Here is a 19,690-nt window from a genome sequence, read left to right as displayed (position 1 = left end):
GGGTGATGCTGGTAAGCGCGATGAACACCACCCGTTCCGGCCGCCCGGCCCTCACCCGACCCGACGGCACCCCGCTGCGCGTCCTCGTCGTCGACGACGACCCCGACCTCGCGGAGGTGCTCACCGGCGCCCTGCGCTACGAGGGCTGGGAGGTGCGCGCGGCCGGCGACGGCGCCTCGGCCGTCACCGGCGCCCGCGAGCTGCTGCCCGACGCCGTGGTCCTGGACGTGATGCTCCCGGACACCGACGGCTTCGCCGTGCTGCGCCGGCTGCGCGAGGTGAAGCCGGACGTCTGCGTGCTCTTCCTCACGGCCCGGGACGCGGTCGAGGACCGTATCGCCGGGATCACCGCGGGGGGCGACGACTACGTCACCAAGCCCTTCAGCCTGGAGGAGGTCGTCGCCCGGCTGCGCGGCCTGCTGCGCCGTGCGGGCATGGCCCGCCAGCCGACCGAGGGCCCGCGACTGGTCGTCGGCGACCTGGTCATGGACGAGGAAGCCCGCGAGGTCACCCGGGCCGGCGAACTGGTCGAACTCTCGCCCACGGAGTTCGAACTCCTCCGCTTCCTCATGCGCAACCCGCGCCGCGTGCTCAGCAAGGCGCAGATCCTCGACCGGGTCTGGTCCTACGACTTCGGCGGCCGGGCCCATGTGGTCGAGCTGTACATCTCCTACCTGCGCAAGAAGATCGACGCGGGCCGGGAGCCCATGATCCACACGGTGCGCGGAGCCGGCTACGTCCTGAAACCGGTGAGCAGATGACATTCCCACGGCGGCTGCCCCGCCCCCGCACCGTGCGCGCCCGGCTCATCGCCGGTCTGGTCGTGCTGCTCGCGATCAGCTGTGCCGCGGTGGGCGTGGCGGCCGTCGTCGAGCTGAACGGCTTTCTCACCCGCCGGCTCGACCAGCAGCTCCAGCAGGCCGGCCCGGCGTTCCCGCAGAGCCTGGAGCACGGCTCCTACAAGCCGTCGGACCACGACGGCGACGAGCACGGCGACACCCGCCGCCAGGCCACCGAGACCTTCGGCGCCCGTCTGCTGAACGGCCAGGTCACCAGCGTGGCGGTCGTGCCCGCCGACGACAGGCAGGACTTCGGCGTCACCCTGACCGCCGCCGACCGCGCGGCCCTGGCCAGGCTTCCGGTGGACGGCGCGGGCCACACCGTGTGCCTGTCGAAGCTGCGGGACTACCGGCTGATGGCGTGGCGTGGCAGGGACGGCGACGTGCTGATCACAGGGCTGCCGACGGAGCCGGTACAGGCCGCCGTGAAACGCCTCGAACTGGTCGCGGTGGTCGTCTTCGGCCTGGCCCTGGCCGTGGCCGGCGTAGCCGGGGCGCTGTGGATCCGCTGGTCCCTGCGCCCCCTCAGCCGGGTCGCCGCCACCGCCACGAGGGTCAGCGAGCTGCCGCTGGCCAGCGGCGAGGTGGCGCTGCCGCCGCGCGCTCCGGACCCCGACCCGGGCAGCGAGGTCGGCCGGGTGGCGGCCGCCTTCAACCGCATGCTGGGCCACGTCGAGGACGCGCTGACCAAACGCCACGCGAGCGAGGAGCGGCTGCGCCGCTTCGCCGCCGACGCCAGCCACGAGCTGCGCACCCCGGTCGCCTCGGTCCGCGGCCACGCCGAACTGGCCCTCCTCCACCCCGGCCCGGTGCCGGCGGAGGTGACGCGTGCCCTGCACCGCATCTCGGCCGAGTCCGCCCGGATGGGCGAGATGGTCGACGACCTGCTCCTGCTCGCCCGCCTGGACGCGGGCCGCCCCCTGGAGCGCCACCCCGTCGACCTGACCCACCTGGTCCTGGACGCGGTCACCGACGCCCGCGCCACCGGCCCCGACCACCGCTGGACCCTGGACCTGCCCGAGGACCCGGTGACGGTCCAGGGTGACGCCCACCGCCTCCAACAGGTGCTGGCCAACCTGTTGGCCAACGCGCGCGTGCACACCCCCGTCGGCACCAAGGTCACCGTGACCCTGGAAGCCGACGCCGACACGGCCCACCTCCGCGTCCACGACGACGGCCCCGGCGTCCCCGAAGAGGTCCGGCCGACGGTCTTCGAACGCTTCACCCGGGCCGAACACCGGCGACGCGTGGATGCTCCTGGCGGCGGAGCCGGGCTGGGCCTGTCGATCGTGGCGGCGGTGGCGGAGGCGCATGGGGGGAGCGTGGGACTGGAGAGCGCACCGGGTTCTACGACATTCAGGGTGCGCTTGCCCACTTAGGGGCGCGAGGAACCGCGCACGGTCGGTTCAGTACCGGGTGATGTCCGTGGTTCCGCCGACCGTCCCCATGGCGACATGCGGCCGCAGCTCGGGCTTGGCCCACCGGAGGATCCGCACCATCGCATCCTCCGGCACCGACACACAACCAGCCGTAGCCGCAGGCCCGTTGACGTGCAGGAAAATGCCGGCGCCGCGCCCCCGCACGGGCTGGTCGTAGTTGAACCCGATGACGAGCCCGTACGCGTACTGCGCCGGGTAGGTGATGAGGTGCTCGGACTCGGACGCCCGGCAGTCGTCCGGCAACGGCTCGACCCACCGGTTGTACGACCGCGAGTCATTGTCCTGGCACCACCACGAACCGTCCTTCACCGCCCGGTACGTGACGCTCGTCCCGCTCGGCGCCGCCTTGATCCCGAAGCCGTACGGAAGGTCGTACAACCCGGTCGGCGTCGTGTTCGTGCCCTGTGTGCGTGAGCCGCCCTCGACGAGCCCGTTCGCCCCGAACCGGGCCGGCGCGGAACCGGCCCGCACCCACTGTCCGTCCCGCAGGTCCCACCAGGTGAGCGTCCCCGAGGTGGAGCCGGTGTCCGGCGCCTGAGCGGTGATCAGCTGGCCGCCGCCGCCGGTGTCCGCCATCCGCGCGGGCAGCGGCGCGGGCCCGGGATCCGGCGAGAGGCCGAGCAGGGCGAGCGAGGACGCGGACACGAGGGTGAGCACGACACCGGGGCGCATGGCTCAGACGGTAGAGGGCGGCAGCGGCAACGGCAGCCCGGGTAGTCCGTCCAGGCTGGTCGCGATGTGGTCCTTCTTCTCGAAGTACGCGCTCAGCGAGGCGTCGTCCTCCCGGGCGAAACGCTTTCCGTGCAGGTCGCGGTCGTTCTCGTACGCCATGTAGGGGACGGCGTACCCGCAGCTGTCCCGGACCAGTTCCGCGTGTACGACGATGACCGCGCGCAGACCGTGCAGGCTCGGGTCGATGTCCGGGAAGTGGGCCATCAGCTCCTTGAAGCGCGGGTCGTCCCGGAAGACCGGCTCGCCCCGGCCGTGCACACGCACGATGTTCGGCGGGCCCTGGAAGGCGCACCACATCAGGGTGATGCGCCCGTTCTCCCTCAGGTGGGCGATGGTCTCCGCGTTGGACCCGGCGAAGTCGAGGTAGGCCACGGTCAGTTCGTCGAGGATGACGAAGGAGCCCTTGAGCCCCTTGGGGGAGAGGTTGACCGTGCCGTCGCCGGACAGCGGGGCGGTCGCGGTGAAGAAGAGGGGCTGCTCCTCGATGAAGGTCCGGAGCCTGCCGTTGATGCGCTCATAGGTCTTTCCCATGTCTAAGGATTATTGACGAAACTCCTTCGCTTGTCTAAGGAATTCGCGCAGGAGGCCGCCGTGCGACCCCGCCGCGGCCACCGCGGCCGCCCCGGCCGACGCCGGTCGGGGCGGCCACGCCGGCCTGCTACCTCACTTCGTGAGCGTGCAGGCGGCCAGGGAATCGAGCCCGGTGGGCTTGGTGGTGGTGCGGCCGATGGCGATGGCGATGCGGTCGATGGTGGAGGCGCGCTTGTCCTTGAGGGGGCCGAGGATGGCGTTGTTGACGAAGTTGGGTCCGCCTTGGCCGACGGTGTTCTGCAAACGTTTGTCGGCTTCCTGGATCTGGGTCTGGAGCAGGGTGAGGTTGCGGTCCACTTCGGCCTTGGCGGAGGCGGGGACGGCCGGCAGCTTGGAGGCGACGTCCGGGCAGGTGATCGTGCCGGCCTCCGTGGTGTTGCCGCCTGAGGCGTTCTTGCCGCCGGTGCCCGGCTGCTGGGTGGCCGTGGTGCCCGGGGCGGTCCGGCCGCCGGTGTTCGTGCCGCCCGCGTTGAGGGTGCAGGCGGCCAGGGAATCGAGCCCGGTGGGCTTGGTGGTGGTGCGGCCGATGGCGATGGCGATGCGGTCGATGGTGGAGGCGCGCTTGTCCTTGAGGGGGCCGAGGATGGCGTTGTTGACGAAGTTGGGTCCGCCTTGGCCGACGGTGTTCTGCAAACGTTTGTCGGCTTCCTGGATCTGGGTCTGGAGCAGGGTGAGGTTGCGGTCCACTTCGGCCTTGGCGGAGGCGGGGACGGCCGGCAGTCTGGGGGCGACGTCCGGGCAGGTGATCGTGCCGGGGCTCGCCAGGGTGCGGGCATTCGCGGCGCTGTCGGTTTTCGCCGGTGTCCCGGCCAGCGCCGATCCGGCGATCACTGCACCGGAGAGCACCACCGCGGTCGCACCGCCGATGAGCGCCACGCGTCGCTTGTCGTACTTCGGAAGAGCCCTGGACATACGGATGCCTCACTCGGTCGGGAAGTGTCGTGTGTGATCAACGCGGCGCCTGCGTTCGCCGAGGAGTACGGGAAAGCGATTTCCCCCGTTCAAAGACTTCCACGATTGACGAATCATGCAGAACTCTGCATACTCATGCATGCCAGCAAGTGCAGTGTGAGGAGAAACCCGTGACCGAGCGCGTCGTACTCGCCTATTCGGGCGGTCTGGACACCTCCGTCGCCATCGGCTGGATCGCCGAGGAGACGGGCGCCGAGGTCATCGCCGTCGCGGTGGACGTCGGCCAGGGCGGCGAGGACCTGGACGTCATCCGCAAGCGCGCCCTCGCCTGCGGTGCCGTCGAGGCCGAAGTGGCCGACGCCAAGGACGAGTTCGCCGACGAGTACTGCCTCCCGGCGATCAAGGCCAACGCCCTCTACATGGACCGCTACCCGCTGGTCTCGGCCCTGTCCCGGCCGACGATCGTCAAGCACCTGGTCGCCGCCGCCAAGAAGCACGGCGCCACGACCGTCGCCCACGGCTGCACCGGCAAGGGCAACGACCAGGTCCGCTTCGAGGCCGGCATCGTCGCCCTCGCCCCCGACCTGAAGTGCATCGCCCCGGTCCGCGACTACGCGATGACCCGGGACAAGGCCATCGCCTTCTGCGAGGCCAAGCAGCTCCCGATCGCCACCACCAAGAAGTCCCCGTACTCCATCGACCAGAACGTCTTCGGGCGCGCGGTCGAGACGGGCTTCCTGGAGGACATCTGGAACGCCCCGATCGAGGACATCTACGAGTACACCGCCAACCCGGCGGAGCCCCGCGAGGCCGACGAGGTGATCATCACCTTCGAGGCGGGCGTCCCGGTCGCCGTCGACGGCAAGCCCGTCACCGTCCTCCAGGCGATCCAGCAGCTCAACGAGCGCGCCGGCGCCCAGGGCATCGGCCGGATCGACATGGTCGAGGACCGCCTCGTCGGCATCAAGTCCCGCGAGGTCTACGAGGCTCCCGGCGCGATCGCCCTGATCACCGCCCACCAGGAGCTGGAGAACGTCACCGTCGAGCGCGAACTCGCCCGCTACAAGCGGCAGGTCGAGCAGCGCTGGGGCGAACTGGTCTACGACGGCCAGTGGTTCTCCCCGCTCAAGCGGGCCCTGGACGGCTTCGTCAACGAGGCCAACCAGCATGTGACCGGTGACATCCGGATGACCCTGCACGGCGGCCGCGCGGTCGTCACCGGCCGCCGCTCGGAGTCGTCCCTGTACGACTTCAACCTCGCCACCTACGACACCGGCGACACCTTCGACCAGGCCGCGGCCAAGGGCTTCATCGACATCTACAGCCTGTCGTCGAAGATCGCCGCCCGGCGCGATCCGCAGGCATAGCCTGACGCACACCTCGCGTAACCGACCCACTTCCCTAGGAGCAGTGCAAGTGAGCAGCAACAGCGGTGACGTACGGCTCTGGGGCGCCCGTTTCGCCGACGGTCCGGCCGAGGCCCTGGCGAAGCTGTCCGCGTCCGTCCACTTCGACTGGCGGCTCGCGCCGTACGACATCGCCGGTTCGCGTGCCCACGCGCGCGTCCTGCACAAGGCGGGCCTGCTCACCGAGGACGAGCTGACCCGCATGATCGCCGGACTCGACCAGCTGGAGGCCGATGTCGCCTCCGGCGCCTTCACGGGCACGATCGCCGACGAGGACGTCCACACCGCCCTGGAGCGCGGCCTGCTGGAGCGCCTCGGCCCCGACCTGGGCGGCAAACTGCGCGCCGGCCGCTCCCGCAACGACCAGGTCGCGACCCTCTTCCGGATGTACCTCAGGGATCACGCCCGTACGATCGGCGGCCTGATCGCCGACCTCCAGGACGCCCTGATCGGCCTGGCCGAGGCCCACCCGGACGTCGCGATGCCCGGCCGCACCCATCTCCAGCACGCCCAGCCGGTGCTCTTCGCCCATCACGTCCTGGCCCACGTCCAGTCCCTGTCCCGGGACGCCGAGCGCCTGCGCCAGTGGGACGAGCGCACGGCCGTCTCGCCGTACGGCTCGGGGGCCCTCGCCGGCTCCTCCCTGGGCCTGGACCCGGAGGCGGTCGCACAGGACCTCGGCTTCGAGCACGGCAGCGTCGGCAACTCCATCGACGGCACGGCCTCCCGTGACTTCGTCGCCGAGTTCGCCTTCATCACCGCGATGATCGGTGTGAACCTCTCCCGGATCGCCGAGGAGATCATCATCTGGAACACGAAGGAGTTCTCCTTCGTGACCCTGCACGACGCGTTCTCCACGGGCTCGTCGATCATGCCGCAGAAGAAGAACCCGGACATCGCCGAGCTGGCGCGCGGCAAGTCCGGCCGACTGATCGGCAACCTGACGGGCCTCATGGCCACCCTCAAGGCCCTGCCCCTCGCCTACAACCGCGACCTCCAGGAGGACAAGGAGCCGGTCTTCGACTCCTGCGACCAGCTGGAGATCCTGCTCCCCGCCTTCACCGGCATGATCGCCACCCTCACGGTCCACCGGGAGCGCATGGAGGAACTGGCCCCGGCCGGCTTCTCGCTCGCCACCGACATCGCCGAGTGGCTGGTCAAGCAGGGCGTGCCGTTCCGTGTGGCGCACGAGGTCGCCGGCGAGTGCGTGAAGGTCGCCGAGGCCGAGGGCAAGGAGCTGGACGAGCTGACGGACGAGCAGTTCGCGAAGATCTCGGCGCACCTCACTCCGGAGGTGCGCGGCGTTCTCAACGTGCCCGGCGCCCTGGCGTCCCGCAACGGTCGCGGCGGTACGGCGCCCAGTGCCGTCGCCGTCCAGCTGGCGGAGGTCAAGGCGGATGTGGCGGCCCAGCACGCATGGGCGACCGCGAAGAGCTGACCCGGTCTCTCGAGGGGCGGGGACCGGTGCCCTGGGCACCGTCCCGCCCCTGCCGGAGCGTTGTGGCTCGTCGCGCCGCTCCCCGCGCCCCTTCGGGGCGCGCGTTAGGTTGGTCACGGTCCCACCGGAGCCGACCGAACGGAACCCGCGATGCCCTTCGCCCGCCTCGCCACCGCCACCACCCCGACCTGCCACATCGGCCTCGGTCTCGCCGCCGTCGGCCGCCCCGGCTACATCAACCTCGGCCGAGAGGACGACCTCGGCGAGAACCGCAGCGTCGATGCCCTCCGCAGCCGTACCCACGAACTCCTCGACGCGTCCTACGCCCAGGGCGTGCGCTACTTCGACGTGGCCCGCTCCTACGGCCGTTCGGAGGAGTTCCTGGCCGACTGGCTGAACACCCGCCCCGACATCGACGACGTGGTCATCGGCAGCAAATGGGGTTACACCTACACCGCCGGCTGGTCGGCGGACGCCGAGACGCACGAGGTCAAGGACCACAGCCTCGCCGCGTACGAGCGCCAGCGCGCCGAGACCGACGCCGTGCTCGGTGACCGGCTCGACCTCTACCAGATCCACTCGGTGACGCCGGACAGCCCCGCCCTCACCGACAAGGACCTGCACGCCCGCCTCGCCGAGGCCGCCGCCCAAGGCCTGACCATCGGCTTCTCCACCAGCGGCCCCGCCCAGGCCGACACCGTCCGCCGCGCCCTGGAGATCACCGCCGACGGCGAGCCCCTCTTCCGTACCGTCCAGTCGACGTACAACGTGCTGGAGAAATCGGCCGCGGCCGCGCTCGCCGAGGCACACGACGCCGGGCTCACCGTGATCGTCAAGGAGGGCATGGCCAACGGCCGGCTGGCCGCGCCGCACGCCCCGGAGGCACTGAAGGCCGTCGCCGAGGAGACCGGTCTCGGCTGCGATGCCGTGGCCCTCGCCTGGATCCTGCGCCAGCCCTGGGCCGGTGTGGTCCTCTCCGGCGCCGCGACGGTCACCCAGCTCGTCTCCAATCTCCACGCACCCGCTGTGGACCTCGACGCGGACCAGCTGACCCGCCTCGCCACGCTCACCGAGGACCCGCGCGCCTACTGGGACCGGCGCGGACAGCTGCCCTGGCACTGATCCACACCCCGGCCGACCAGCCGCCATGAGTCACCCATGCCTATTCTGAGACAATAATGTCTCACATGGTCTATAGTCGTCTCATGGCTCTGGACCGTGACCATGTGCTGCGCAGCGCAGCCGCCCTGCTGACCCGTAAATCCACCGCGACCATGGACGAGGTCGCCAAGGCCGCCGGGATCAGCCGGGCGACGCTGCACCGCCACTTCGCCGGGCGCGACGCGCTCGTCCGGGCGCTGGAGGCGCTCGGTATCGCGGAGTGCGAGGCGGCCGTGGACCGCGCACGGCTGGACGAAGGCTCCGCGAGCGAGGCGGTACGACGGCTGGTGCGCGAGATCCAGCCCGCCGCCGGGCTGCTCGCCTTCCTCTACGGCGAGAGCCAGCTGTGGGAGGGCGACCGGCAGAACGACGGCTGGCTGAGCCTGGACACCCGGATCGGAGCGGTGTTCCAGCGCGGCCAGCAGTCCGGCGAGTTCCGTATCGACCTCACGCCCGTCTGGCTCACCGAGGCGCTGTACGGACTGATCGCCTCGTGCGCCTGGGCCTCCCTGGACGGCCGCGTGGCCTCCCGGGACTTTCCGACGATGGTCGCCGAGCTGCTGCTCGGCGGCGCGCTACGAAGAGAGGAATCATGACCAGCACCCTGCAGTCGGCCGCGACGACGCAGGCGGTGACGCGCCCGGGCCGCTGGCTCGCGCTCTCCGTCCTCGTCCTGGCCGTGCTGCTGGTGGCCGTCGACGCCACCGTCCTCGGCCTGGCGACCCCTTACATCAGCGAAGACCTCAACCCCTCCGGCACCCAGCTGCTGTGGATCGGCGACGTCTACTCCTTCGTCATCGCCGGTCTGCTGGTCTCCATGGGCAGCCTCGGTGACCGCATCGGCCGCAAGCGCATCCTGCTCGGCGGTGCCACGGCGTTCGGCGCGATATCCGTGCTCAACGCCTACGCCACGACACCTGAACTGATGATCCTGGCACGGGGGTTGCTCGGTGTCGCGGGCGCGACCCTGATGCCCGCCACCCTCGCCCTGATCCGCAACCTCTTCCACGACCCGCGCGAGCGCAGCCTCGCCGTCGGCATCTGGGGCGCCACGGCCTCCGCCGGTACGGCGGTGGGCCCCATCGCGGGCGGTTTCCTGCTCGAACACTTCTGGTGGGGCTCGGTCTTCCTCATCAACCTGCCCGTGATGGCGGTCCTGGTCCTGGTCGGCATCCGCACCCTGCCCGAGTCCCGCAACCCGAACCCCGGCCCCTGGGACCTGATCAGCGTCGTCCTGTCGCTGGTCGGCATGATCGCCGTCGTGTACGCCGTCAAGGAGGCGGCGACCCGCGGGGTGACCGGGCCCACGCTCGGCGCGGGCCTGCTGGGCGCGGCCGCGCTCTACGGCTTCGTCCACCGGCAGCTCACCATGCCGACCCCGCTGCTCGACATGCGGCTGTTTCGGCGCCGCGGCTTCAGCGGGGCGGTCCTCGCCGACCTGCTGACCGTGCTCGGCATGTCCGGCCTGGTGTTCTTCCTCTCCCAGTACCTGCAACTCGTCCAGGGCAGGCGCCCGTTCGAGGCCGGCCTCGCCGAACTGCCCGCCGCGGTCGGCGCGGTGGCGGCCGGCCTGATCGCGGGCCGCACGGCCCGCCGCTTCTCGGTCCGCGCCGTGGTCTCGGGCGGCCTCGCGGCGGTCGGCCTGGCCCTGGCCGCGCTGACGACGCTCGGCCGGTCCACCGGCTACCCGGTCCTCGGCGCCGCGCTCCTGGTCGTGGGCATCGGCGCGGGCTTCTCCTTCACGGTCACCGCCGACGTGATCCTCTCCAGCGTCCCCAAGGAACAGGCGGGCGCCGCCTCGGCGGTCTCCGAGACGGCGTACGAACTGGGCGCGGCCCTCGGCATCGCCCTGCTGGGCTCGATCGTGACGGGCACCTACCGCACCTTCAGCGCCCCGACCGGCACCCCGGCCCAGGCCCATGAGTCACTGGGCGCGGCGGTGGAGGCATCCACCCACATGCCCCCGCACGCGGCCCACCAGATGCTGCAAGCGGCCCGCGAATCCTTCGTCCACGGCCTGCACCTGGCCTCAGGCGCAGGAGCGGCGGTCCTGCTGGCAACGGCGGCGGCGGCGTGGTTCTTGCTGAAGGGCCAGAACCTGGAAAGCGCCGGATGAGGTGAGCAGCCAAGGGGCGTGGGGAACTACGCGACCGGCCCCCACGCACCTGCACCCGAACAACCGGCCGAACTGCCGACGGCGCTAGGCCGCCTTCGCCTTCGTCGCATACATGTCCACGTACTCCTGCCCGGACAACCGCATGACCTCGGCCATCACGGAGTCGGTGACAGCCCGCAGCACATACCGGTCCCGGTCCATCCCGTCGTACCGCGAGAACTCCATCGCCTCACCAAAGCGAACCGTCACCTTGCCCGGCCGCGGAATCCCGGCTCCGCCCGGCTGCAACTTGTCCGTGCCGATCATCGCGAAGGGAACGACGGGCGCACCCGTCATCAGCGTCAGCCGCGCGATACCGGTACGCCCCCGGTACAGCCGTCCGTCGGGAGACCGCGTGCCCTCGGGGTAGATGCCGAAGATCTTGCCCTCCTCCAGCACGCGCCGCCCGGTCATCAGCGCGGCGACCCCGCCGCGACCGCCGTCGCGATCCACCGGGATCATGCCGACGCCGGTGAAGAACCAGGCCATGAGCCGGCCCTTGAGGCTCTTCCCGGTGACGTACTCGTCCTTGCCGATGAAGAAGACCTGACGGTCGCAGACCAGGGGAAGGATCATCGAGTCGATGAAGGTCAGGTGGTTGCCGGCCAGGATGACCGGCCCGTCCCCAGGGATGTGCTCCACGCCCTCCACCTGTGGGCGGAACATCAGGCGCATGATCGGTCCGAGCACTGCCTTGATGAGCGCGAAGCGGGACAACGGGTCCTCCGATGTCAAAGGGAACGTTATGAGTCTGTGCAGGTGAGGACATTACTCGCGGCCCCGGTGCGGGCGCACATCGGGTGCGCCCGGTTCACCCAGGTCTTACGAAGTGTTGACGCGGGTTTACCTGCGGTGGCGCCCCGGGGACGCGCCGTAACAGCCGTGCGACGATGTGACGGATATCGCCAACGGCCCTCACCCACCCGGCTGCCGGGCCACGACCGCCGATGCCGACCGGCCGGCACCACTTGCCTCCCACACGACACACGGCGTCACCCGCGCGTTCCGGCGAGGGACTCCCTTCGGTCATGTCCACGCCCCTACGATCGGGCCCGCACACAAGAGCGGACGGCAGGAGGGCGCTGATGGCCGGCGACCAGGCGAACCAGAAGACACAGGGCACCGGACGGCGGGCGATCCTCGGCGCGGCGGTGTTCGGCGCGAGCGGAGCGGTCCTCGGGCTGCCGGGCGCGGCCGAGGCCGCCCAGAACCGGACGGCCGGGCAGACCGGCCGGGGGCTGAAGGGCCTGCCGGTGCCGACGATCATCGGTCACCGGGGTGCCAGCGGCTACCGCCCCGAGCACACCTTCGGCTCGTACAACCTGGCGCTCGACCTGGGTGCCGACGTGGTCGAGGCCGGTGACCTGGTGCCCACCAAGGACGGCCATCTCGTCTGCCGGCACGAGCCGGAGATCGGCGGCACCACGGACGTCGCCTCGCACCCGGAGTTCGCCGACCGCAAGACCACCAAGACGCTGGACGGGGTCGCCACCACCGGCTGGTTCACCGAGGACTTCACGCTCGCCGAGCTGAAGACACTGCGCGCCGTCGAACGCATCCCGGCCAACCGGCCGCACAACACCCTCTACAACGGGCGCTGGGAGATACCCACCTTCGAAGAGGTCCTGAAGTGGCAGGACGAGCAGACCCGCAAGCGCGGCAAGCAGGTCTGGATCTACCCCGAGACCAAGCACCCCACCTACTTCCGGGGGCTCGGCCTGGGCCTGGAGGAGCGGGTCGCGAAGCTGCTGCGCAAGTACGGCAAGGACGGCCGGAACTCGCCCGTCATCCTGCAGTCCTTCGAGCCCAGCAGCATCCAGAAGCTGAACCAGCTGGTCGACAACCCGCTCGTCGTGCTGCTGTCCTCGGCGGACAGCCGCCCGTACGACTTCGTCGCGGCGGGCGACCCGCGCACGGTCGCCGACCTGATCACCCCCAAGGGCCTGCGGGAGATCGCCGGCTACGCGCAGGGCATCGGCCCGACGCTCGACCTGATCATCCCGAAGGACGCGAACGGCAACCTCACCACGCCGACCACCCTGGTCGGCGACGCGCACAAGGTGGGCCTGATCCTGCACCCCTACACCATGCGCAACGAGAACCCGTTCCTCCCGGCCGAGTACCGCAAGGGCAGCGCGGCCGACGGCTACGGCGACCCCTTCGGCGCCTTCAAGACGTACTTCGCGACCGGCATCGACGGCGTCTTCACCGACAACGCCGACACCGGCCTGCTGGCCCGCGCCGACTTCCTGAAGGGCTGACCGCGTCAACCCACCGGCCTCCCGCGCACCCCGTTCGGGGTGACTCCGCGCCGCCCCGGCAACCTGTGTCCGGGGCGGCGCGTCGTTCCGCATATGACGCACGACTTGGTAGCCGCCCTGCGCCCGCTGCTCACCGCCGAGGCCTCCGCCGAGGCATATGCCGCCGGAGGCGAGCCGGGCGACCTGGAGCAGGCCGTCTGGCTCCGTCTGCTGGAGCGGCTGGAGACCGACGGGCCGCCGCCGGACCCGCACGGCTGGCTGCGCAAGGCCGTCCGCGCCGAGGCCCGCCGCTCCCGTCGTACCACCCGCCGGGAACGTCCCTACGGCGCCGAGCCGGCCGCCGACGCCCGCACCGACCCCGAGCAGCACGTCCTTGCGGCCGCCCGGTACCGCGCCCTGCGTGACGCGGTGCGTCGCCTGCCCGGCCGCTGCCCCCGGCTCATCGAGGCCCTGCTATCCCCGACGGACCTGACATACCGGGAGATCGCGGGGGAGTTGGGTATCTCACAGGGCAGTCTTGGTCCCGAACGCTCCAGATGTCTGGGATGTCTGCGCCGATTGCTGACGCCGGAGGTTGCGGCTCGCGAAGCGCGGGGATAGGAGTGAGGGACGACAGGTGATCAGGTGAGCGGGAGGCGTGCGCACATGGGCATGAGCGTGACCATCTCGGTGGCGACCGAGCAGGACGCGGAGCAGATCTTCAGGCTCCAGTACCTGTGCTTCCAGAGCGAGGCGGCGCTGTACGGCAATTACCGCATCGACCCGCTCGTTCAAACCCTGGACTCCGTCCGCGAGGAGGTCGCCTCCGACTGCGTCTTCGTCGCCCGGCTCGGCGACGAGGTGGTCGGCTCGGTGCGCGGCAAGCTCGCCGAGGACGGCGCCGCCGCCATCGGCAAGCTCTGCGTCCACCCCCGCCTCCAGGGCCACGGCATCGGCGCGCGGCTGCTGCGCGCGGCGGAAGCGGCGCTGGCGGAAGAGCGCGGCGCCACCCGCTTCCGCCTCTTCACCGGCCACCGCAGCGAGGGCAACCTCCGTCTGTACCGCCGCTCCGGCTACGAGACGGTGGGCCGCTCCAAGGGCGCGGACGGAGTGGAGATGATCATCCTGGAGAAGCAGACGGGGACGTACGCGGCTACGGCTTGACGGTGTTCCGTGCCTTCCGCAGCCAGTACATGGCGGAAATCGGCAGCAGCACCGGGATGAAGACGTAGCCCGCCCCGTAGTACGACCAGACCGTCGCGTCCGGGAACGCCGAGTGGTCGACCAGGGTCCAGGTACCGACGAGAAGCACACCCGCGAGCTCGGCGGCACAGCACACCAGTGCCGCCCTGCGGGCCGTTTCGCCGCCCCGGACGAGCGTGTACGTGATGAACCCGTACACGACACCGGCCACCGCCGACAGCGCGTAGGCAAGGGGCGCCCGGTCGAACTCCGTGGAGATCTGGAACGCCGAACGCGACACCGCGCCGACCACCATCACACCGTAGAACCAGACGAGCAGCATGCCCGGCCCGCTGATCAACCGGGTCGGCTTCTCCTCCACCGCCGTCACCTCAGCCTCCCCAGATGTCATAGAGCCGCACCTCCAGCACGGCCAGCACCACACCGCCGGCCGCCACCGTCACCGAACCCCAGCGGGTCCGCTCCGCCAGGGACATGAACCCCGCCGCCGGCACGCACGCGAACGCGCCCAGCAGATACGCCACGAAGATCGTCGTGCCCTGCTCCGGCTTCTCGCCCCGCGCCAGCCGCACGATCCCGACCACCAGCTGGACCACGGCCAGCAGGGACACCACGGCCATGCCGATGAAGTGCCAGTCCTTGGTCGGCTGGTCCCGATAGGCGGCCCAGCCGCACCAGGCGGCGAGCAACAGCGCGGCGACGCCGGTCACCAGCGTCAGGGCATTGAGCATGCGGTGACCTTATTACGGCGGAAACGGACGCCGGCCGCCGACCCCGCCCATGGGCCATGGGGTCTAGACCACCCCGTAGGGTCTAGGCATGACGATCCACGCGCACGCCCTCCTGTTCGACAACGACGGCACCCTCGTGTCCTCCCTCGACTCCGTCGAGCGCTGCTGGACGCGCTGGGCGCGGGAGTACGGCATCACGGCCGAGGCGTTCGGGCGGGTGGAGCTGCACGGGCGGCCCGCCACCGAGATAGTCGCCGACCTGCTGCCCGCCCGCCTCGTCGCGGAGGCGGTCGCGCGCGTCGAGGAACTGGAGGTGGAGGACGTACCCGACGGAGGTGTCCGGCTCCTGCCCGGCACCCGGGACCTCCTCGACTCCCTGCCGGCCGACCGCTGGGCCGTCGTCACCTCCGCCACCCGGCGGCTCGCCGAGGCCCGCCTGGACGCCGTCGGCATCCTGCCCAAGACGCTGATCGCCGCCGACGACATCACACGCGGCAAGCCCGACCCCGAGCCCTATCTGCTCGCCGCTCGGCAGCTCGGCGTCGACCCGGCCCACTGCGTCGTCTTCGAGGACGCCCCGGCCGGACTCCAGGCCGGCCGCGCCGCCGGAATGACCACCGTGGCGTTGACCACAACCCACCGCGCGGAGGAACTGGAAGCCGACCTCGTGGTGAAGGACCTGTCGGCCTTGTCGGCACTGGTCACCGGCGAGGGTGTGGAGATCTCGGTCAGCGGCTGAGTGCCCGATCAGGGGTGTCCGCCGCTGTCCACTATCCGGACGGCGGCGACCGGTCAGGACCGTACGTCTGCTTTACTGATCGCATGACCACGACGAGCTGCCGCACCCTTGCGACCGAGGCGACCATGACGCCCGGTGCTCGTTGTATGTGTCGCCTGATGTGTCGAATGTGCGCCTTCTAGAGGGCCCCCGCATCAGCTGAGCCTCGCGCCCCGAAGCGAGAGCCGTGGCATGTCCGTGCGCCGTAGTCCGTACGAGACGCACCCCAACTCTTCATGCCTGAACCGCATGCACCCGTGCCCGGGCACACCCACGCCCGCGCACTCGACAGTGACGGAAATCCTGTGATCACCACCTCGGGCCTGACGAAAATCTACCGGGCTCACCGCTCCCACGGCCGTGAGGTCACCGCCCTCGACGGCGTCGATCTCCATGTCCGCGAAGGCGAGGTCTACGGCGTCATCGGCCAGTCCGGCGCCGGCAAGTCGTCCCTCATCCGCTGCGTCAACCTGCTGGAGCGCCCCACCTCCGGGACCGTGACCGTCGCCGGACAGGACCTCACCGCCCTCGCCGGGCGCGGACCGCGCGCCGGCAAGGAGCTGCGCCGGGCGCGCAGTCGCATCGGCATGGTCTTCCAGCACTTCAACCTGCTCTCCTCGCGGACCGTGCAGGACAATGTCGAGCTGCCGCTGGAGATCCTCGGCACGTCCGGGAAGGAACGCTCCCGCAAGGCGCTCGAACTCCTGGACCTGGTCGGTCTCGCCGACAAGGCCAGGGCCTACCCGGCCCAGCTCTCCGGCGGCCAGAAGCAGCGCGTCGGCATCGCCCGCGCCCTCGCCGGCGACCCCAAGGTGCTGCTCTCCGACGAGGCCACCAGCGCCCTCGACCCCGAGACCACCCGCTCCATCCTTCAGCTGCTGCGCGACCTGAACCGGCAGCTGGGCCTGACCGTCCTGCTCATTACCCACGAGATGGACGTCGTGAAGTCGATCTGCGATTCCGCCGCCCTCATGGAGAAGGGCCGGATCGTGGAGTCCGGCACGGTCAGCGAGCTGCTGGCCACCCCGGGCTCCGAGCTGGCCGCCGCGCTGTTCCCGGTGAGCGGCGAGCGCACGGGCGCCGACCGGACCGTCATCGACGTCACCTTCCACGGCGAGGCCGCCACCCAGCCGGTCATCTCCCAGCTCTCGCGCACCTACAACATCGACATCTCGATCCTCGGCGCCGCCATCGACACCGTCGGCGGCCTCCAGATCGGCCGCATGCGCATCGAACTGCCCGGCCGCTACGAGGACAACGTGGTGCCGATCGGGTTCCTGCGCGAACAGGGCCTGCAGATCGATGTCGTGGGCCAGGAGGCTCTGCTGGTGAAGGAAGGTGCCAAGTGACCTGGACTGATTGGTCCGAGATGCAGCCGCTGCTGTCGCAGGCGTGTACCGAGACGTTCCAGATGGTGCTGTGGTCCACCCTGATAGCCGTCGCCGTCGGCCTCCCGCTCGGCATCCTCCTCGTGCTCACCGACCGGGGCGGCCTGCTGCAGAACGTCCTCGCCGGCAAGGTGATCGGCCAGATCGTGAACATCGGCCGGTCCATGCCGTTCATCATCCTGATGGTCGCCCTGATGAGCTTCACGCGCTGGGTCACCGGGACGACGATCGGTACGACCGCCGCGATCGTGCCCCTCGCCATCGGCGGCATCCCGTTCTTCGCCCGGCTGGTCGAGACGGCTGTCCGCGAAGTGGACAACGGCCTCGTCGAGGCCGTGCAGTCCATGGGCGGCAACACCTGGACGATCGTCCGCAAGGTCCTCGTCCCCGAGGCCCTGCCCTCGCTGATCGCCAGCACCACCACCACGATCATCGCCCTGATCGGCTACTCCGCCATGGCCGGCACGGTCGGCGGCGGCGGCCTCGGCGACCTCGCCGTCCGCTACGGCTACCAGCGCTTCGAGACCGAGCTGATGTGGATCACCGTGGCGATCCTCGCCGTCGTGATCTCCCTGATCCAGTTCGCCGGCGACTTCGCGGCCCGTTCCCTGCACAGCCGCGGCGGCCGCTCCGGCCCGGCGCCGAAGCTCCGCCTGCTCAAGGCGAAGGAGCCGGCGGCGGCCGACGTCAGCAAGGCCGCGTAAGCCGCTCACGCTTTTCGAAGCGCGCCCAAAGACTCCCCGTTCGCCCACCCGTCACCCGACCACCACCCCTCAACGACGGCGCTCCGCGCCGACAGCCCCTGATTCGGGGTCGCACCACCCTTAAGGAAAGGCACTTTTCGTGCGTAACACCGCCAAGTTCACCACCGCCGTCCTCGCCGCCGGAGCCCTCACCTTCGGGCTGACCGCCTGCGGCTCCGGCAGCTCCTCCGGCTCCCACGACTACAGCGGCCCGCTGGTCGTCGCCGCGAGCCCGACCCCGCACGCCGAGATCCTGAACTTCGTCAAGAAGAACCTGGCGAAGAAGGCGGGCCTCGACCTGGAGGTCAAGGAGTTCACCGACTACATCACGCCGAACACGGCGACCGAGGACGGCTCGGTGGACGCCAACTACTTCCAGAACCAGCCGTACCTGGACGACTTCAACAACAAGCGCGGCACCCACATCGTGCCCGTCGTCACGGTGCACCTGGAGCCGCTCGGCCTCTACTCCCACAAGGTCAAGAAGGCCGACGCCCTCAAGAGCGGTGCGACCATCGCCGTCCCGAACGACGCCGTCAACGAGGCCCGCGCGCTGAAGCTGCTCGCCGCCAACGGGCTCATCACCCTCAAGGCCGGCGCCGGCAACGAGGCCACCCCGCGGGACATCGCCAAGAACCCCAAGAACCTCAAGTTCAAGGAGGTCGAGGCGGCCCAGACCCCGCGCTCCCTGGACGACGTGGACGCCGCCGTCGTGAACGGCAACTACGCCATCTCCGCGGGCCTGAAGCCCGCCAAGGAGGCGATCGTCCTCGAGACGGCGAAGAACAACCCGTACGCCAACTTCCTCGCCGTGAAGAAGGGCAACGAGAAGGACCCGCGGGTCAAGAAGCTCGCCAAGCTCCTCGTCTCGCCCGAGGTGAAGAAGTTCATCGAGGACAAGTACCAGGGCTCGGTCATTCCGTCCTTCTGACACCGGTCGCAACGCACGGGGTCCACACCCTCACCGGGTGTGGACCCCGTCGTGCGGTTCAGGGGGTTCATGCTGCATGCTGGGCAGTTCAGCAGGCTCTGAAGGTTTTCCGAAGTTACGGAGTGGCGCATGACTGGCACCTTTCCCAACGTCTCCATCAGCACGGAGCGGTTGGTCCTGCGCCCCTTCGAGGAGTCCGACATCGAGGCCTTCGCCGAGATGATGAACGACGAACTGGTCACCACCTGGACCTCCGTCCCGCAGCCCTACACCGAGGCCGACGCCCGCGCCTGGATCACCGAACTCGCCCCGGCCGAACGCGCCGAGGGCCGCGGCATCGTCTTCGCCGTCGACGAGTTCCTCACCCAGCGTCTCGTCGGCATCGTCCATCTGCAGAACACCAACTGGCGGGTGCGCTCGACGGAGATCGCCTACGTCATCGCCCCCTGGGCCCGCGGCGAGGGCTATGCCTCCGAGGCCGCCCTGGCCACCGCACAGTGGCTGTTCCACGACCAGAAGTTCGAACGCCTGGAGCTGCGCACCGCCGCCGACAACACCGCCTCCCAGCAGGTCGCCCAGAAGATCGGCTGCATCAGCGAGGGTGTCCTGCGGGGCGCCTGGATAGCCCGCAGCAGGGCCGGGGACGGGCCGTGGACGGACGTCCGCACCGACGTCATCGTCTGGAGCCTGCTGCCGGAGGACCTGGCCGACACGAGCGGTTTCGCCTCCTACTCCGACTGGAACTGAGCCACCGAGCCCCACCGGGTACGCTCACGGAGCCCACCCAAGGGCCTCGTACCCCTGACGACCTGCGAAGACCTGGAGAGAGACGACGATGGCCGACCGGGTCACGGTGATCGGCTGGGACGGCTCGCCGCTGACCGCCGCCGCACGCGCCGCCCTCGGCGCCGCTGCCTCCACTATCGCGGGAACGTCCGGTCTTCCGGTACGGACTGCACGCTGATCGAGACCGGCTATCGCCGTGCGGCGTCCCCGTCCGGCG

The 19,690-nt window shown here is 70.3% G+C and carries 22 protein-coding genes; 16 read left to right on the top strand and 6 right to left on the bottom strand.

Translation table 11 applies throughout. The features are described 5' to 3' along the window. The first annotated feature begins 20 nt into the window (after positions 1-20). Both ACWC0C_RS45065 and ACWC0C_RS45060 read left to right on the top strand, forming a co-directional pair. Positions 21-761, top strand: a complete 741-nt coding sequence (locus ACWC0C_RS45065; protein ID WP_449200315.1) for a response regulator transcription factor — start codon at positions 21-23, stop codon at positions 759-761. Continuing rightward, a complete protein-coding gene (locus tag ACWC0C_RS45060; protein WP_450870739.1) occupies positions 758-2,218 on the top strand; it encodes a HAMP domain-containing sensor histidine kinase in 1,461 nt (486 codons plus the stop codon). Before ACWC0C_RS45065 ends, ACWC0C_RS45060 begins: the two co-directional genes overlap by 4 nt. Before the next feature lie 27 nt (positions 2,219-2,245). On the opposite strand, the gene ACWC0C_RS45055 is transcribed toward ACWC0C_RS45060, so the two are convergent. From ACWC0C_RS45055 to ACWC0C_RS45045, 3 genes are all read right to left on the bottom strand, one after another. Further along, a complete protein-coding gene (locus tag ACWC0C_RS45055; RefSeq protein WP_450870738.1) occupies positions 2,246-2,950 on the bottom strand; it encodes a L,D-transpeptidase family protein in 705 nt (234 codons plus the stop codon). Positions 2,951-2,953: 3 nt separating this feature from the next. Continuing rightward, entirely contained in the window at positions 2,954-3,541 is a 588-nt protein-coding gene (locus tag ACWC0C_RS45050; protein ID WP_450870736.1) for a pyridoxamine 5'-phosphate oxidase family protein, read from the bottom strand. A 132-nt stretch (positions 3,542-3,673) separates the two neighbouring features. Beyond that, positions 3,674-4,513, bottom strand: a complete 840-nt coding sequence (locus tag ACWC0C_RS45045) for a hypothetical protein (RefSeq protein WP_450870734.1) — start codon at positions 4,511-4,513, stop codon at positions 3,674-3,676. Between the two features lie 170 nt (positions 4,514-4,683). Here ACWC0C_RS45045 and ACWC0C_RS45040 point away from each other — a divergent pair, with 170 nt between their 5' ends. From ACWC0C_RS45040 to ACWC0C_RS45020, 5 genes are all read left to right on the top strand, one after another. Continuing rightward, a complete protein-coding gene (locus ACWC0C_RS45040) occupies positions 4,684-5,880 on the top strand; it encodes an argininosuccinate synthase (RefSeq protein WP_450870732.1) in 1,197 nt (398 codons plus the stop codon). A gap of 49 nt (positions 5,881-5,929) precedes the next feature. Then, complete coding sequence (argH, locus tag ACWC0C_RS45035) at positions 5,930-7,357, top strand: argininosuccinate lyase (RefSeq protein WP_450870731.1); 1,428 nt, start codon at positions 5,930-5,932, stop codon at positions 7,355-7,357. A gap of 150 nt (positions 7,358-7,507) precedes the next feature. Beyond that, positions 7,508-8,479 carry an aldo/keto reductase gene (locus ACWC0C_RS45030; protein ID WP_450870729.1) on the top strand — a complete coding sequence of 324 codons (972 nt, stop codon included), beginning with the start codon at positions 7,508-7,510 and terminating at the stop codon, positions 8,477-8,479. 83 nt (positions 8,480-8,562) lie between these two features. Beyond that, a complete protein-coding gene (locus ACWC0C_RS45025; RefSeq protein ID WP_449196655.1) occupies positions 8,563-9,114 on the top strand; it encodes a TetR/AcrR family transcriptional regulator in 552 nt (183 codons plus the stop codon). Further along, complete coding sequence (locus ACWC0C_RS45020; RefSeq protein ID WP_450870727.1) at positions 9,111-10,634, top strand: MFS transporter; 1,524 nt, start codon at positions 9,111-9,113, stop codon at positions 10,632-10,634. Before ACWC0C_RS45025 ends, ACWC0C_RS45020 begins: the two co-directional genes overlap by 4 nt. Before the next feature lie 84 nt (positions 10,635-10,718). Here the strand turns inward: ACWC0C_RS45020 and ACWC0C_RS45015 are convergent, their stop codons facing one another. After that, positions 10,719-11,390, bottom strand: a complete 672-nt coding sequence (locus ACWC0C_RS45015; RefSeq protein WP_449196820.1) for a lysophospholipid acyltransferase family protein — start codon at positions 11,388-11,390, stop codon at positions 10,719-10,721. A gap of 368 nt (positions 11,391-11,758) precedes the next feature. Here ACWC0C_RS45015 and ACWC0C_RS45010 point away from each other — a divergent pair, with 368 nt between their 5' ends. The 3 genes from ACWC0C_RS45010 to ACWC0C_RS45000 all read left to right on the top strand — a co-directional run bounded on the left by ACWC0C_RS45010 (position 11,759) and on the right by ACWC0C_RS45000 (position 14,077). Continuing rightward, on the top strand, positions 11,759-12,934 hold the full coding sequence (locus tag ACWC0C_RS45010) for a glycerophosphodiester phosphodiesterase (protein ID WP_449196657.1): 1,176 nt from the start codon (positions 11,759-11,761) through the stop codon (positions 12,932-12,934). A 93-nt stretch (positions 12,935-13,027) separates the two neighbouring features. Further along, on the top strand, positions 13,028-13,534 hold the full coding sequence (locus tag ACWC0C_RS45005) for an RNA polymerase sigma factor (protein ID WP_450870724.1): 507 nt from the start codon (positions 13,028-13,030) through the stop codon (positions 13,532-13,534). A 45-nt stretch (positions 13,535-13,579) separates the two neighbouring features. After that, positions 13,580-14,077 (top strand): GNAT family N-acetyltransferase, encoded by a 498-nt coding sequence (locus ACWC0C_RS45000; RefSeq protein ID WP_449196821.1) that lies wholly within the window; start codon positions 13,580-13,582, stop codon positions 14,075-14,077. Here the strand turns inward: ACWC0C_RS45000 and ACWC0C_RS44995 are convergent. Continuing rightward, complete coding sequence (locus ACWC0C_RS44995) at positions 14,067-14,507, bottom strand: hypothetical protein (protein ID WP_449196659.1); 441 nt, start codon at positions 14,505-14,507, stop codon at positions 14,067-14,069. The genes ACWC0C_RS45000 and ACWC0C_RS44995 overlap by 11 nt on opposite strands. Further along, positions 14,488-14,847 (bottom strand): hypothetical protein, encoded by a 360-nt coding sequence (locus ACWC0C_RS44990; protein WP_449196660.1) that lies wholly within the window; start codon positions 14,845-14,847, stop codon positions 14,488-14,490. Before ACWC0C_RS44990 ends, ACWC0C_RS44995 begins: the two co-directional genes overlap by 20 nt. 88 nt (positions 14,848-14,935) lie before the next feature. Here ACWC0C_RS44990 and ACWC0C_RS44985 point away from each other — a divergent pair, with 88 nt between their 5' ends. The 6 genes from ACWC0C_RS44985 to ACWC0C_RS44960 all read left to right on the top strand — a co-directional run bounded on the left by ACWC0C_RS44985 (position 14,936) and on the right by ACWC0C_RS44960 (position 19,651). Then, positions 14,936-15,586, top strand: coding sequence for an HAD family hydrolase (locus tag ACWC0C_RS44985; RefSeq protein WP_450870723.1), 651 nt, complete (start codon positions 14,936-14,938; stop codon positions 15,584-15,586). 344 nt (positions 15,587-15,930) lie between these two features. Continuing rightward, positions 15,931-16,974, top strand: coding sequence for a methionine ABC transporter ATP-binding protein (locus tag ACWC0C_RS44980; protein ID WP_449196662.1), 1,044 nt, complete (start codon positions 15,931-15,933; stop codon positions 16,972-16,974). A gap of 20 nt (positions 16,975-16,994) precedes the next feature. Further along, the gene (locus ACWC0C_RS44975) at positions 16,995-17,717 is read left to right on the top strand and encodes a methionine ABC transporter permease (protein ID WP_449196822.1); all 723 of its coding nucleotides are present in this window, start codon (positions 16,995-16,997) and stop codon (positions 17,715-17,717) included. Between the two features lie 139 nt (positions 17,718-17,856). Beyond that, the gene (locus ACWC0C_RS44970) at positions 17,857-18,687 is read left to right on the top strand and encodes a MetQ/NlpA family ABC transporter substrate-binding protein (RefSeq protein WP_449196663.1); all 831 of its coding nucleotides are present in this window, start codon (positions 17,857-17,859) and stop codon (positions 18,685-18,687) included. Positions 18,688-18,816: 129 nt separating this feature from the next. Then, positions 18,817-19,434: a GNAT family N-acetyltransferase gene (locus tag ACWC0C_RS44965; protein ID WP_450870720.1), complete on the top strand. Its 618-nt coding sequence runs from the start codon at positions 18,817-18,819 to the stop codon at positions 19,432-19,434. 88 nt (positions 19,435-19,522) lie between these two features. Beyond that, on the top strand, positions 19,523-19,651 hold the full coding sequence (locus ACWC0C_RS44960) for a hypothetical protein (protein WP_450870750.1): 129 nt from the start codon (positions 19,523-19,525) through the stop codon (positions 19,649-19,651). Positions 19,652-19,690: the final 39 nt, after the last annotated feature.

This window comes from Streptomyces sp. NPDC001709, from assembly GCF_053596375.1.
Note: the sequence above shows the minus strand (reverse complement) of the source record. Positions and strands in the feature narration are given on the sequence as shown.